We start from the raw sequence: 14,239 nt of genomic DNA on the forward strand, positions 1-14,239 counted from the left end.
GTTGTTTGTGGGGGAGCGTGGGATCCGATCTGGTAGTAGGTAAGTGATGGGGTGACGCAGGAGGGTAGCTCCGCCACGCGGTGGTTGTCGTGGTGTAAGCCTGTAGCCTGATTTCCTAGGTAAATCCGGGGGATCGTGAAGGGTGAGAGGTGATGCGTAGCCGATTGAGGCGAAGAGAGTGATCCCATGCTGTCGAGAAAAGCCTCTAGCGAGTGCTGTTGCGGCCCGTACCCCAAACCGACACAGGTGGTCAGGTAGAGAATACCGAGGCGATCGAGCGAAACTGTGGTTAAGGAATTCGGCAAAATACCTCCGTAACTTCGGGAGAAGGAGGGCCGGTTGTCTTGAGGCTCCTTGCGGGCTAGGGACGGCCGGTCGCAGAGACCAGGCCCAAGCGACTGTTTACTAAAAACACAGGTCCGTGCGAAGTCGCAAGACGATGTATACGGACTGACGCCTGCCGGTGCTGGAACGTTAAGAGGACCTGTTAGCTCCTTCGGGGTCGAAGCGGAGAATTTAAGCGCCAGTAAACGGCGGTGGTAACTATAACCATCCTAAGGTAGCGAAATTCCTTGTCGGGTAAGTTCCGACCTGCACGAATGGCGTAACGACTTGGGCGCTGTCTCGACCACAGACTCGGCGAAATTGCACTACGAGTAAAGATGCTCGTTACGCGCGGCAGGACGGAAAGACCCCGGGACCTTTACTATAGCTTGGTATTGATGCTCGGTTCGGCTTGTGTAGGATAGGTGGGAGACTGTGAAATCATCACGCCAGTGGTGGTGGAGTCGTTGTTGAAATACCACTCTGGTCGAATTGGGTGTCTTAACCTCGGGCCATGATCTGGTTCAGGGACAGTGCCTGGTGGGTAGTTTAACTGGGGCGGTTGCCTCCCAAAGAGTAACGGAGGCGCCCAAAGGTTCCCTCAGCCTGGTTGGCAATCAGGTGTTGAGTGTAAGTGCACAAGGGAGCTTGACTGTGAGACTGACGGGTCGAGCAGGGACGAAAGTCGGGACTAGTGATCCGGCACCACCTTGTGGAAGGGGTGTCGCTCAACGGATAAAAGGTACCCCGGGGATAACAGGCTGATCTTGCCCAAGAGTCCATATCGACGGCATGGTTTGGCACCTCGATGTCGGCTCGTCGCATCCTGGGGCTGGAGTAGGTCCCAAGGGTTGGGCTGTTCGCCCATTAAAGCGGTACGCGAGCTGGGTTTAGAACGTCGTGAGACAGTTCGGTCCCTATCCGCCGCGCGCGTTGGAGACTTGAGGAAGGCTGTCCCTAGTACGAGAGGACCGGGACGGACGAACCTCTGGTGTGCCAGTTGTCCCGCCAGGGGCACGGCTGGTTGGCTATGTTCGGGAGGGATAACCGCTGAAGGCATCTAAGCGGGAAGCCTGTTCCAAGATGAGGTCTCCCACCACCTTTGAGTGGGTAAGGCTCCCAGGAGATGACTGGGTTGATAGGCCGGAGATGGAAGCCTTGTGAGGGGTGGAGTTGACCGGTACTAATAGGCCGAGGGCTTGCCACAACGAGTTGTTCGCATCCACTGTGTGACCCTGAGCTCACAACCCTGTGCGGGTTGTGTGTTCGTTGGTCCCCCACCCGTTTTTGTGGTGGGGTTTGTTGAATAGTGTTGTCGGTGGTCATTGCGGTAGGGAAACGCCCGGTCCCATTCCGAACCCGGTAGCTAAGCCTTCCTGCGCCGATGGTACTGCACTCGCCAGGGTGTGGGAGAGTAGGTCGCCGCCGACATTCAACCTCTGAAAGGGGAGTCCGCAACGGTGTAGAAGCCGCTGTGGACTCCCCTTTTTTCGTGTTTCTGCAGCCGTGTCCGCCGCGCTGCGCGGACCGGTTAGCCCAGTGCGGTCGCCGACCGCGGAAGTGACGGTGTTCGTTTGTACCCTGACCATGTGACGGACGGGGATCGTCCCGGCAACGGCCGGGCAGGCGAAGAGCGCGGATCGCGCCACGGGTCGGGGTGGTCGCGCCACGACGACCAGCGGGGACGGCGCCGCGACGGCGACGACCGCACGCGTCGCGACGACCGGGGCAACCGCAGTGGCGGCGACCGGTCGCGGGACGACCGGGGACGTCCGGGCGAGCGCCGCACCGAGGGCCGCTCCTGGTCCGACCGGGGCGGACGCGACACCGGCGGACGCGGACGCGAGACCGGCCGGCGCGAGGGCGGCTTCCGCAGCGACGGCCGCTCCGACCGCGGTCCGCGTCGCGACGACGACCGTCGCCCCGCCCGTGACGAGGACCGTCGTTCCGGTGGCACCGGCCGGCGTGACGCGTTCCGGGGGTGGACGTGACGACCGTGGTGGCCGGCCGTCCACGGGCCGCGACGACCGCCGTCCCTACCGGGACCGTGACGACCGTGGCCCCCGTCCGCCGCGCGACGACGACCGCGGCGGACGCTCGTTCGGGACCGCGAGGACCGCGCCGGCCGTCCCTCCTCCGGCCGTGAGGACCGTGGTGGCCGCTCGTTCTCCGGTCGCGACGACCGTGGCGGTCGTTCCTTCTCCGGCCGTGACGACCGCGGGGGACGTCCGTCCGAGGACCGTGACGGCCGTTCCTCCGGCAGCCGTGACGACCGCGGTGCCCGCCCCTTCCGTAATCGCGAGGACCGCGGTGGCCGTCCGCCCCGTGACCGCGACGAGCGGGGGGCACGTCCGTCCGGGGACCGCGGTGCCCGTTCGTTCCGGGACCGTGACGACCGTGGCCCCGTCCGCAGCGCGACGACGACCGTGGTGCGCGTCCGTACCGGGACCGTGCGCCCGCGTCGCGACGACCGGCGCAGCCAGTCCCGGGACAGCGTGGACCGCCCGTACCGCGCCCGGGAGGAGCGCCCGTCGCAGGACCGCCGGTCCGAGCGGTCCGCGGCCGTCGAGCCCCAGGACGTCGCGCAGCGGGACGCCGTGCCGGACGAGCCGGCCGGTGACGCGCCTGTCGTGACGCCGTCGACGACCGGGACGCGGGAGTCGCCCGGTGCGACCGGTCGCATCGGCTCCGACACCGCCACCGGGGTTGCGGACACCTCGCCCGCGGAGGCGGTGGGCGAGCCGGTCGCCCGCGACGAGCGCGCCGACGACGCGGGCGACACGGGCCGCGCCGCGACCGACGCCCCCGTGACCGACGCCCCGTGACGGACTCCCGTGGGGCCGGTACCGAGGCCGACCTCGTGGACCGCGCCGTGACCGCCCCGGGCAGCACCGCGGCCGACGGCGACACCGTCGACGGTCCCCGCGGGAACCGTGCCGAGCGTTCCGGCGGGCACGACGAGCGTCGCCCGCTCCGTGACCGGGACGACCGTGGACCGCGCCGGGAGCGCGACGACCGTGGCCCGCGCGGCGGCCGGGACGACCGTGGCCCCCGCTCCGGCCGCGACGACCCCAGGCGTGACGACCGCAGGCGCGACGACCGGGGCCGGAACGACCGTGGCCGCGACGACCGTGGCCGTGACGACCGTCGTGGTCGCGACGACCGCCCACGGCGCGCCATCCCGGAGTCGGCCGAGCGGACGTTCGTCGCCGAGCCGGACCTGCCGGACTCGGTGTGTCGGCCGCCGAACTGGACCCGAGCGTGCGCCGCGACCTGCGCGGGCTGCAGAAGGAGACCGCCGAGGTCGTGGCCCGGCACCTCGTCGCCGCGGGCCTGCTCGTCGACGAGGACGCGGAGCAGGCGCTCGAGCACGTGCGTTACGCACGGCGCGCCGGCGTCGCGGATCGCCGTGGTGCGCGAGGCCGCCGGGATCGTCGCCTACCACGCCGGCGAGTGGAACGAGGCCCTCGGCGAGTTCCGCGCCGCGCGCCGGATGGGCGGCGGTCCGGGGCACGTCCACGTGATGGCCGACATCGAGCGTGCGCTCGGTCGTCCCGAGCGTGCTCTCGACCTCGCCCGCAGCCCGGAGGCCCGCGACCTCGGCCACGAGGAGCGCATCGAGCTGCTCATCGTGGCCGCGGGCGCCCGCCGCGATCTCGGCGAAGCCGCCGCCGCCGTCGTCGGACTCCAGGTCCCCGAGCTCGATGCGGCCCGCCGCGACCCCTGGAGCGCACGGCTGTTCTACGCCTACGCCGACAACCTGCTCGCCGCGGGCCGCGACTCCGAGGCCGGCCGTGCAGTGGTTCGTGCACGCCCACGACGCCGACCGGCACCGGGAGACCGACGCCGCCGCGCGGATCGCCGAGTTGACCGGGGACGAGCTCGAGGGGGCCGACGACGAGCTGACCGTCGGGTGGGAGGACGTGCCCCCGGCCGCCGACGACCACGACGCGGCAGACCCCGCCGCGGAAGCGGCGCAGCCCGTGCGGACCGACACCGCGGGCGACGACACCGCGGGCGACGACACCGCGGGCGACGACACGCCCCGGACCGGCATCCCGGACGTCGACCGGACCGGTGCGACCTCCGGGGACGCGACGGACGGGGGTCGGGAGGACACCGACCGGACCGACGCGGACGTCGCGGTCGGGGAGCCGGACGCCCCCCGCAGCGCGCCGGACGCCGGGACCGGCGACCGGTGACCGACGACCTGCTGTCCCGCCACGACGTCCTCCTGGCCGACCTCGACGGCACCCTGTACCGGGGCCCCGAGGTCGTGCCGGGGGCCGTCGAGGCGGTGCTCGGGGCCGCGGACCGCGGGGTGCCCACGGTCTACGTCACCAACAACGCCTCCCGCAGTCCCGCCGACGTCGCCGCACACCTCGCCGAGCTGGGTTTCCCGGCCCGCGTCGAGGACGTCCGGACCAGCTCGCAGGCCGCGGCCGCGATGCTGGCCGAGCAGCTCCCGCCGGGGGCGCGGGTGCTGGTCGTCGGGACCTCGGCGCTGGCCGAGGAGGTCCGGGCCCGCGGACTGGTCGTGCTCGACGTCGCCGAGGGCGCGGACGCCGTCGTCCAGGGACATTCGCCCGACACCGGGTGGCGGATCCTGGCCGAGGCGGTCGTCGCCGTCCGTGCCGGGGCGCTGTGGGTGGCCTCCAACGTCGACCCCACCCTGCCCACCGACCGCGGGGCGCTGCCCGGCAACGGCTCGATGGTCCAGGTCGTGCGGACCGCGACCGGTGCCCGGCCGCAGGTGGCGGGCAAGCCCGCCGCGCGGTTGCTGCGTGAGGCGAGCGGGGCCGCGCGGTCCCCGCTCGTCATCGGGGACCGGCTCGACACCGACATCGAGGGTGCCGATGCGATGGGCGCGCCGTCGTTGATGGTGCTGACCGGAGTCAGCGGCGCGGCCGAGCTGCTGGCTGCCACGCCGGCGCTGCGGCCCACCTACATCGGCGCCGATCTCGCCGCGCTCACCCGGGCCGCGGACGAGCTGGCGCCCGGTCCGCGGCCCGGCTGGGACGTGCGCGCCGACGGCGACACCCTCGTCCTGTCCGGGGACGGGGGTGGTCACGAGCCCGCCGTGGACGCGCTGCGTGCCCTGTGCGTCGTCGCCTGGGAGCAGGGCGTCGCGGACGTGCGGGCCGACGGTGCCGCCGCCGTCACGGCGCTGGCGGATCTCGGCCTGGCGGAGCGCCCGGGGCGGTGACGGCGCTCCCGACCGATGTCGGGACCGTCGGCTACCGTGGCGTCAGAACCCCGTCCCCGGAGATCATCCATGAGCGTTCCCGCACCCGGACCCCGTCCGGGCGACCCGCGGCCCGAGCAGGACCGTCCGGTCGCGGCCCTGCGTGCCGAGGTCGATGCGGCCGTCGCGGCGCTCGACGCGCTGGACGACCGTCCGGTCGCCGAGCACCCCGCTGCCTTCGAGCGGGTGCACGCCGCGCTCGGTCGTGCGCTGAGCGCCGGCTCGGAACGGGAGTGACGATGGGCCCCGTCCGTGCCCGGCTCGACGCCGAACTGGTCCGCCGCAAGCTCGCCCGGTCCCGTGGCCAGGCCGCCGAGCTGATCGCGGCCGGCCGGGTCGTCGTCAACGGCATGCCCGCGGCGAAGCCCGCCACCGTGGTGGACCGGGACGCGCCGGTCCCGTCGATATGGACTCTTGGGCAAGATCAGCCTGTTATCCCCGGGGTACCTTTTATCCGTTGAGCGACACCCCTTCCACAAGGTGGTGCCGGATCACTAGTCCCGACTTTCGTCCCTGCTCGACCCGTCAGTCTCACAGTCAAGCTCCCTTGTGCACTTACACTCAACACCTGATTGCCAACCAGGCTGAGGGAACCTTTGGGCGCCTCCGTTACTCTTTGGGAGGCAACCGCCCCAGTTAAACTACCCACCAGGCACTGTCCCTGAACCAGATCATGGCCCGAGGTTAAGACACCCAATTCGACCAGAGTGGTATTTCAACAACGACTCCACCACCACTGGCGTGATGATTTCACAGTCTCCCACCTATCCTACACAAGCCGAACCGAGCATCAATACCAAGCTATAGTAAAGGTCCCGGGGTCTTTCCGTCCTGCCGCGCGTAACGAGCATCTTTACTCGTAGTGCAATTTCGCCGAGTCTGTGGTCGAGACAGCGCCCAAGTCGTTACGCCATTCGTGCAGGTCGGAACTTACCCGACAAGGAATTTCGCTACCTTAGGATGGTTATAGTTACCACCGCCGTTTACTGGCGCTTAAATTCTCCGCTTCGACCCCGAAGGAGCTAACAGGTCCTCTTAACGTTCCAGCACCGGGCAGGCGTCAGTCCGTATACATCGTCTTGCGACTTCGCACGGACCTGTGTTTTTAGTAAACAGTCGCTTGGGCCTGGTCTCTGCGACCGGCCGTCCCTAGCCCGCAAGGAGCCTCAAGACAACCGGCCCTCCTTCTCCCGAAGTTACGGAGGTATTTTGCCGAATTCCTTAACCACAGTTCGCTCGATCGCCTCGGTATTCTCTACCTGACCACCTGTGTCGGTTTGGGGTACGGGCCGCAACAGCACTCGCTAGAGGCTTTTCTCGACAGCATGGGATCACTCTCTTCGCCTCAATCGGCTACGCATCACCTCTCACCCTTCACGATCCCCCGGATTTACCTAGGAAATCAGGCTACAGGCTTACACCACGACAACCACCGCGTGGCGGAGCTACCCTCCTGCGTCACCCCATCACTTACCTACTACCAGATCGGATCCCACGCTCCCCCACAAACAACACTCCCGAAGGAGCGAAGGTGGGTTCGGATGGTTAGCATCACCGGCCTCGGCATGGACGCACTATCACGAGCACGGGAATATCAACCCGTTGTCCATCGACTACGCCTGACGGCCTCGCCTTAGGTCCCGGCTCACCCTGGGCGGAACAACCTGGCCCAGGAACCCTTGGTCATCCGGCGGCAGAGATTCTCACTCTGCATTCGCTACTCATGCCTGCATTCTCACTCCCACACCCTCCACCCGTAAATCACTCCCGGGCTTCACCAGATGCAGGACGCTCCCCTACCCAACAACACAACAGTGTCATTGCCACGGCTTCGGCGGTGCGCTTGAGCCCCGCTACATTGTCGGCGCAGGACCACTTGACCAGTGAGCTATTACGCACTCTTTCAAGGGTGGCTGCTTCTAAGCCAACCTCCTGGCTGTCCGGGCGATCCCACATCCTTTCCCACTTAGCGCACGCTTAGGGGCCTTAGCCGGTGATCTGGGCTGTTTCCCTCTCGACCACGAAGCTTATCCCCCGCAGTCTCACTGCCGCGCTCTCACTCACCGGCATTCGGAGTTTGGCTGACTTCGGTAAGCTTGTCGGCCCCCTAGGCCATCCAGTGCTCTACCTCCGGTAAGAAACACACGACGCTGCACCTAAATGCATTTCGGGGAGAACCAGCTATCACGAAGTTTGATTGGCCTTTCACCCCTACCCACAGCTCATCCCCCAGGTTTTCAACCCTGGTGGGTTCGGGCCTCCACGACGTCTTACCGACGCTTCACCCTGGCCATGGGTAGATCACTCCGCTTCGGGTCTACACCCCGCGACTACAACGCCCTATTCGGACTCGCTTTCGCTACGGCTACCCCACACAGGTTAACCTCGCCACGAAGCATAACTCGCAGGCTCATTCTTCAAAAGGCACGCCATCACCCCGTCCGAAGACTCAAGGCTCTGACGGCTTGTAAGCACACGGTTTCAGGTACTATTTCACTCCCCTCCCGGGGTACTTTTCACCTTTCCCTCACGGTACTTGTCCGCTATCGGTCATCAGGTAGTATTTAGGCTTGACGGGTGGTCCCGCCAGATTCACAGCGAATTTCACGGGCTCGCTGCTACTCGAGAACACGCCCACAACAGAACCAGACATTTTCGCGTACGGGGCTATCACCCACTACGGCCGACCATCCCAGAGTCGTTCCGCTAACACCGGCTCTTGCTGTCCCATCCTCGGCAGAAGATGAACGACACGTCTCACAACCCCGCACCCGCAACACCTGCCGGCTTGACACGGACACGGTTTAGCCTCTTCCGCTTTCGCTCGCCACTACTCACGGAATCACTATTGTTTTCTCTTCCTGTGGGTACTGAGATGTTTCACTTCCCCACGTTCCCTCCACGCACCCTATGAATTCAGGTACGGGTAACGCCCCATGACGGGCGCTGGGTTTCCCCATTCGGACACCCTCGGATCACAGCTCGGTTGACAGCTCCCCGAGGCCTATCGCGGCCTCCCACGTCCTTCATCGGCTCCTGATGCCCAGGCATCCACCATGTGCTCTTAACAACTTGACCACAACAAGATGCTCGCATCCACTATGCAACACTCAACCCACAACCACACCAGACCAAGAAGAAGCCACCACACCCGGAACCAACCGGGGCGTTAGGACAACCCTCAACCTGAGCGGCCAAAGAAAACAACCCACAGCTCCGAAGAACCTCGGGGTGTCCCCTCAGGACCCAACAGTGTGCCAAGCCAAACGGTCCGACGACCTGCGTTCCACCCAACGCACCCGACCCACGAACGGGGCCGCAAATGCGATTCAATGAAGGAACCACAGACACCTTATGAGCAGAACTCACAGAGTATTGTGGTGCCCCATCACATGATGGGACTCCTTAGAAAGGAGGTGATCCAGCCGCACCTTCCGGTACGGCTACCTTGTTACGACTTCGTCCCAATCGCCAGTCCCACCTTCGACAGCTCCCTCCACAAGGGTTGGGCCGCCGGCTTCGGGTGTTACCAACTTTCGTGACGTGACGGGCGGTGTGTACAAGGCCCGGGAACGTATTCACCGCAGCGTTGCTGATCTGCGATTACTAGCGACTCCAACTTCACGGGGTCGAGTTGCAGACCCCGATCCGAACTGAGACTCACTTTAAGGGATTCGCTCCACCTCACGGTCTCGCAGCCCTCTGTATGAGCCATTGTAGCATGTGTGAAGCCCTGGACATAAGGGGCATGATGACTTGACGTCATCCCCACCTTCCTCCGAGTTGACCCCGGCAGTCTCCCATGAGTCCCCACCATTACGTGCTGGCAACATGGAACAAGGGTTGCGCTCGTTGCGGGACTTAACCCAACATCTCACGACACGAGCTGACGACAGCCATGCACCACCTGCACACCAACCACAAGGGAAGCCCTATCTCTAGGGATGTCTGGTGCATGTCAAACCCAGGTAAGGTTCTTCGCGTTGCATCGAATTAATCCACATGCTCCGCCGCTTGTGCGGGCCCCCGTCAATTCCTTTGAGTTTTAGCCTTGCGGCCGTACTCCCCAGGCGGGGCGCTTAATGCGTTAGCTGCGGCACAGAAACCGTGGAATGGTCCCCACACCTAGCGCCCAACGTTTACGGCGTGGACTACCAGGGTATCTAATCCTGTTCGCTCCCCACGCTTTCGCTCCTCAGCGTCAGTATCGGCCCAGAGACCCGCCTTCGCCACCGGTGTTCCTCCTGATATCTGCGCATTTCACCGCTACACCAGGAATTCCAGTCTCCCCTGCCGAACTCAAGTGATGCCCGTATCGACCGCACGCTCAGAGTTAAGCCCCAAGTTTTCACGGCCGACGCGACACACCGCCTACGAGCTCTTTACGCCCAATAATTCCGGACAACGCTCGCACCCTACGTGTTACCGCGGCTGCTGGCACGTAGTTGGCCGGTGCTTCTTCTCCAGGTACCGTCAATTGCTCTTCGTCCCTGGCGAAAGAGGTTTACAACCCGAAGGCCGTCATCCCCCACGCGGCGTCGCTGCGTCAGGCTTCCGCCCATTGCGCAATATTCCCCACTGCTGCCTCCCGTAGGAGTCTGGGCCGTGTCTCAGTCCCAGTGTGGCCGGTCGCCCTCTCAGGCCGGCTACCCGTCACCGCCTTGGTAGGCCATCACCCCACCAACAAGCTGATAGGCCGCAGGCCCATCCCCCACCGAAAAAACTTTCCACCACCAACCATGCGATCAATGGTCCTATCCGGTATTAGACCCAGTTTCCCGGGCTTATCCCAGAGTGGAGGGCAGGTCACCCACGTGTTACTCACCCGTTCGCCGCTCGTGTACCCCCGAAAGGGCCTTACCGCTCGACTTGCATGTGTTAAGCACGCCGCCAGCGTTCGTCCTGAGCCAGGATCAAACTCTCCAACAAAACCCTGACAAACAAACAACTGGCCACAACACCCGACGGGGTCGAATGCTGCAACCACAATTTGGCACAAAACGCCAAACCGAATAAAAATAGCTCGACACACTGTTGAGTTCTCAAAAGACCCCCGCACCGCACTCACCCACCCCCACACAAGGAGCAGGATCCTGAAGACGGATCATCTCGACCCACCAAGACAATCACACCGAGAAACTCGGCGAACCACCGGGGGTCATGTCCGCGGGGCCTGTTGACCGGGCCTCCCAGGCCCGTTCTGTCCGGCTCACTCGCTGACAGAGAGAAAGTTACACGGCCCGTCGGGCGCCGTTCACAGGGGGGTCGGTTTTCGGCATCGTCGCAGGTCAGCCCCCATGTCGGCGGCCGGGACGACGCAGCCGCCGCGGGTCCGGCTGCTCGTCGCCGGGGGTACCCCACGCCGACCGAGCCCCCTCGGTCGTCCTGACCCGGCGGGCACGCTCGCGGCCGCCGCGCAACGGCGGCCGCGATCGCGGTGGCTCAGGCCGCGCGGGCGGCCGGTCGGCGCAGCAGCCCTCGGCGCTCACGGCGGTGCTCGGACTCGCGGATCCCGCGCGCCGGCAACGACAGCCGCCAGATCGAGCGGGTCGCCTGCCAGAACTGCCGCGGGAACGGCCCGGTCGTGTAGGGCAGGTCGTACTTCTCGCAGAGCGCCCGGACCTTCACCGCGATCTCCGGGTACCGGTTCGACGGCAGGTCCGGGAACAGGTGGTGCTCGATCTGGTAGCCGAGGCTGCCGGACATGACGTGCATCAGGCGGTTACCGGTGAAGTTGGCCGACCCGAGCAGCTGCCGCAGGTACCACTCGCCGCGGGTCTCCCCGTCCAGCTCCTCCTCGGTGAAGACCTCGGCCCCGTCCGGGAAGTGCCCGCAGAAGATGATCGCGTAGGACCAGATGTTGCGGACGACGTTCGCGGTGGCGTTCGCGGTCAGCGGCGAGACCGCCGCGGGGCCGGTGAGCAGCGGGAACAGCACGAAGTCCTTGCGCATCTGCCGAGCGTGCTTGCGGCCGACGTCGAGCAGCTTGCGGCGGAGCTCCTCGGGATCCTCGACCTGCATCTTCAGCAGGCCGTCGACGTCGAGGTCGTGCAGGGACACCCCGTGTTCGAACAGCAGCATCAGCAGCACGTTCCAGATCGGCTGCCCCAGGTAGGCGGGGTGCCAGGGCTGGTCGGCACGGACCCGGAGGATCTCGTAGCCGACGTCCTTGTCCTTCCCGATCACGTTCGTGTACGTGTGATGCAGGTAGTTGTGCGAGTGCCGCCACTGCTCGGCCGGGCAGACGTTGTCCCACTCCCACGTCGACGAGTGGATCTCCGGATCGTTCATCCAGTCCCACTGGCCGTGCATGACGTTGTGCCCGATCTCCATGTTCTCGAGGATCTTCGCGACCGAGAGCATGGCGGTGCCGGCGAGCCACAGCGGTGGGATCCGGCTGCCGAACAGCGTCACCCGGGCGGCGACGTTGAGCCGCCGCTGCCAGGTGATCATGGTGCGGATGTAGTCGGCGTCGTGCTGGCCGCGACGCTCCTCGACGTCGGCGCGGATCGCGTCGAGCTCCTGCCCGATCGCCTCCACGTCGGCCTCGGTGAGGTGGGCGAACTCCTTCACGTCGGAGATGGCCACGACGGTCCTCCTTCGGTGGTGGTCGGGTCAGATCTCGAGCACGCAGTCGCCGGCGGCGGCGGTGATGCAGGTCTGGATCTTCTCGGCGGGGGTGTCGGGGTCGCCACGGCGTTCGGTGCCGTCCCGCAGGTCGCGCACCGAGCCGGACCGCAGGCCGACGGTGCAGGTGTGGCAGATGCCCATCCGGCAGCCGTAGGGCAGGTCGAGGCCGGCCTGCTCCCCCCGCGTCGAGCAGGGTGGTGGCGCCGTCGATCTCGACCGTGGCGTCGCCGTCGCCGTCGGAGGTGGCGGGCGAGCCGCGGCGGACGAAGGTGACCGTGCCGCCCTCGGCCTCTCCCCCGCGCAGCGACGCGGAGAACCGCTCGACGTGCAGCGCCCCGCCCCGGCCCGCGGACTCCCACAGCTCCTCGGCCTCGTCGAGCATCGCCTCCGGGCCGCACGCCCACGTGCTGCGCTCGGCCCAGTCCGGGCAGTGCTCCGCCAGCCCGGCCGGAGTCAGCCTGCCGCGCTGCCCGGTCAGGTGCAGCTGCACCCGCAGCGACGGGTGCCGTGCGGACAGCTCCTCGAGCTCGGCGGCGAAGATGACGTCGCCGTCGCGCGGGGCCGAGTGCACCAGCACCACGTCGGGCACGGTGTCGCGCCGGTCCAGGGTGCGCAGCATCGCCATGATCGGGGTGATGCCGCTGCCCGCGGTGAGGAAGAGCAGGCGCTGCGGCGGCGGGTCGGGCAGCACGAACTCACCCTGGGGGGAGCGCGAGACGCACGACCGTGCCGGGCCCGACGCCGTCGACCAGGTGGCGGGACAGGAAGCCCTCCGGCATCGCCTTGACGGTGATCGAGATGTGCCTGCGGTCGCGGCGCGGCTCGGAGGTCAGGGAGTAGGAGCGCCAGTGGAAGCGACCCTCGACCTCGACACCGATGCCGACGTACTGACCGGCACGGTGGTCGAACGACCAGCCCAGACCGGGCCGGATGACCAGCGTGGCGGCGTCGGCGGTCTCGGCCACGACCTTCACCACCCGACCGCGCAGCTCCCGCACCGACCACAGCGGGTTCAGCAGCAGCAGGTAGTCATCGGGCAGCAGGGGCGTGGTGAAACGGGCGGCCGCTTTCCGTGCGCGGCGCAGCCCTTTCGGCAGTACGGCGTCGGTCATGGGCCCACCTCGTCGTCGGGGTCGGGCACCATCGGACCCGATCTCGGTGACGGCGGCAAGTTGGGACGGCGACCACCTCGTCACCAGCGACGACGGCATCGCAGCCCGACCTGTGGGAACGTTACATCGATTCTCCCGAAGACCATGTCGAGATCGACTCCCTAGGATCGGCTGGATGGCGGACTTCCCGATCGAGGAGCTGGCCCGCCGGGCGGGCATGACCGTGCGGACGGTGCGCACCTACATCACGCGCGGACTGCTCCCCCCGGCCGGCCGCGCGGGTCGGGCCGCCCGCTACACCGGCGACCACCTCGACCGGCTCGACCTGGTCAACGGGCTCCGGCGACGCGGCTTCTCGCTGGGGGCGATCGAGGTGCTCGTCGCCCAGGACACCGAACGGACGGCCGAGGACGCGCTACGGCTCTACCGCGGGATGCTCGCCCCGTGGCAGCCGGAGGAGCCCGTCGAGGTCGACGAGGCCGAGCTCCCCGGCCGTCTCGGCCTCACCCCGGCCGCGGTGTCCGCACACGAGCTGCTCCGGCACCTGGACGAGGCGGGCGTCGTCGAGGCGGCGGGCCCCGGGCGGCTGCGCATCCTGGCGCCGGACCTCGCCCGGGCCGCGGCCGAGGCCGTGCGGCTGGGAATCCCGCCCGCCGCCCTGGTCGGGCTGCGCCGACGGCTCGACGACCACACCGGCGCCGTCGCCGAGATGTTCGTCGAGCTGTTCGCCCGGCAGGTGTGGGACGACTACGTCGACGCCGGTCTGCCCGCCGGGGACGCGCCCCGGATCCAGCAGACGGTGGAGCAGCTGCAGCCCGTCGCCACGCTGGCACTGCTGTCGTCGTTCCGGTCGCGGATGCAGGACGTGATGGACGCCTTCATCACCCGGATCTCCGACGACATCTCCCCCGAGGCCGGGCGCGCCATG

9 protein-coding genes, 4 rRNA genes and 2 pseudogenes are annotated in these 14,239 nt (G+C 66.9%); 9 read left to right on the forward strand and 6 right to left on the reverse strand.

Features of this window, described 5'->3' with window-relative positions; all coding sequences use genetic code 11:
* The 8 genes and pseudogenes from KPF47_RS25445 to KPF47_RS41125 form a co-directional block, all read left to right on the forward strand.
* Positions 1-1,531: ribosomal RNA gene (locus KPF47_RS25445) — 23S ribosomal RNA — on the forward strand; the annotation flags it as partial.
* A 107-nt stretch (positions 1,532-1,638) separates the two neighbouring features.
* Positions 1,639-1,755 (forward strand): 5S ribosomal RNA (rrf, locus tag KPF47_RS25450).
* Between the two features lie 158 nt (positions 1,756-1,913).
* Entirely contained in the window at positions 1,914-2,315 is a 402-nt protein-coding gene (locus KPF47_RS25455; RefSeq protein ID WP_224391329.1) for a hypothetical protein, read from the forward strand.
* A 438-nt stretch (positions 2,316-2,753) separates the two neighbouring features.
* Positions 2,754-3,149, forward strand: coding sequence for a hypothetical protein (locus tag KPF47_RS25460; RefSeq protein WP_224391330.1), 396 nt, complete (start codon positions 2,754-2,756; stop codon positions 3,147-3,149).
* Between the two features lie 969 nt (positions 3,150-4,118).
* The gene (locus KPF47_RS25465; RefSeq protein WP_224391332.1) at positions 4,119-4,526 is read left to right on the forward strand and encodes a hypothetical protein; all 408 of its coding nucleotides are present in this window, start codon (positions 4,119-4,121) and stop codon (positions 4,524-4,526) included.
* Positions 4,523-5,530, forward strand: a complete 1,008-nt coding sequence (locus KPF47_RS25470) for an HAD-IIA family hydrolase (protein WP_224387904.1) — start codon at positions 4,523-4,525, stop codon at positions 5,528-5,530. The genes KPF47_RS25465 and KPF47_RS25470 overlap by 4 nt, the downstream gene beginning before the upstream one ends.
* A 69-nt stretch (positions 5,531-5,599) precedes the next feature.
* Positions 5,600-5,806, forward strand: coding sequence for a hypothetical protein (locus KPF47_RS25475; RefSeq protein ID WP_020622954.1), 207 nt, complete (start codon positions 5,600-5,602; stop codon positions 5,804-5,806).
* Positions 5,807-5,808: 2 nt separating this feature from the next.
* Positions 5,809-5,895: pseudogene (locus tag KPF47_RS41125) on the forward strand (16S/23S rRNA (cytidine-2'-O)-methyltransferase); the annotation flags it as partial.
* A 30-nt stretch (positions 5,896-5,925) separates the two neighbouring features.
* Here the strand turns inward: KPF47_RS41125 and KPF47_RS25485 are convergent.
* The 6 genes and pseudogenes from KPF47_RS25485 to KPF47_RS39750 all read right to left on the reverse strand — a co-directional run bounded on the left by KPF47_RS25485 (position 5,926) and on the right by KPF47_RS39750 (position 13,311).
* Positions 5,926-8,647: ribosomal RNA gene (locus KPF47_RS25485) — 23S ribosomal RNA — on the reverse strand.
* Between the two features lie 331 nt (positions 8,648-8,978).
* A 16S ribosomal RNA gene (locus KPF47_RS25490) occupies positions 8,979-10,498 on the reverse strand.
* 513 nt (positions 10,499-11,011) lie between these two features.
* Positions 11,012-12,157, reverse strand: coding sequence for a fatty acid desaturase (locus KPF47_RS25495; protein WP_224391334.1), 1,146 nt, complete (start codon positions 12,155-12,157; stop codon positions 11,012-11,014).
* Between the two features lie 27 nt (positions 12,158-12,184).
* A complete protein-coding gene (locus KPF47_RS39740) occupies positions 12,185-12,340 on the reverse strand; it encodes a hypothetical protein (RefSeq protein ID WP_305080470.1) in 156 nt (51 codons plus the stop codon).
* 286 nt (positions 12,341-12,626) lie between these two features.
* A pseudogene (locus tag KPF47_RS39745) lies at positions 12,627-12,824 on the reverse strand (ferredoxin reductase); the annotation flags it as partial.
* A gap of 70 nt (positions 12,825-12,894) precedes the next feature.
* The gene (locus tag KPF47_RS39750) at positions 12,895-13,311 is read right to left on the reverse strand and encodes an FAD-binding oxidoreductase (protein ID WP_305080471.1); all 417 of its coding nucleotides are present in this window, start codon (positions 13,309-13,311) and stop codon (positions 12,895-12,897) included.
* Positions 13,312-13,486: 175 nt separating this feature from the next.
* Here KPF47_RS39750 and KPF47_RS25505 point away from each other — a divergent pair.
* A partial coding sequence (locus tag KPF47_RS25505) for a MerR family transcriptional regulator (protein ID WP_224391336.1) occupies positions 13,487-14,239 on the forward strand: 753 nt, incomplete at its 3' end.

This window comes from Pseudonocardia sp. ICBG1293 (assembly GCF_020131355.1).
In the GTDB taxonomy this organism is placed as follows: domain Bacteria; phylum Actinomycetota; class Actinomycetes; order Mycobacteriales; family Pseudonocardiaceae; genus Pseudonocardia.

What these genes read in the sequence shown, in the direction of transcription:
- KPF47_RS39750 (WP_305080471.1), bottom strand. Translation starts at nt 13,311, where the DNA reads ATGACCGACGCCGTACTGCCGAAAGGGCTGCGCCGCGCACGGAAAGCG.
- KPF47_RS39740 (WP_305080470.1), bottom strand. Translation starts at nt 12,340, where the DNA reads ATGGGCATCTGCCACACCTGCACCGTCGGCCTGCGGTCCGGCTCGGTG.
- KPF47_RS25475 (WP_020622954.1), top strand. Translation starts at nt 5,600, where the DNA reads ATGAGCGTTCCCGCACCCGGACCCCGTCCGGGCGACCCGCGGCCCGAG.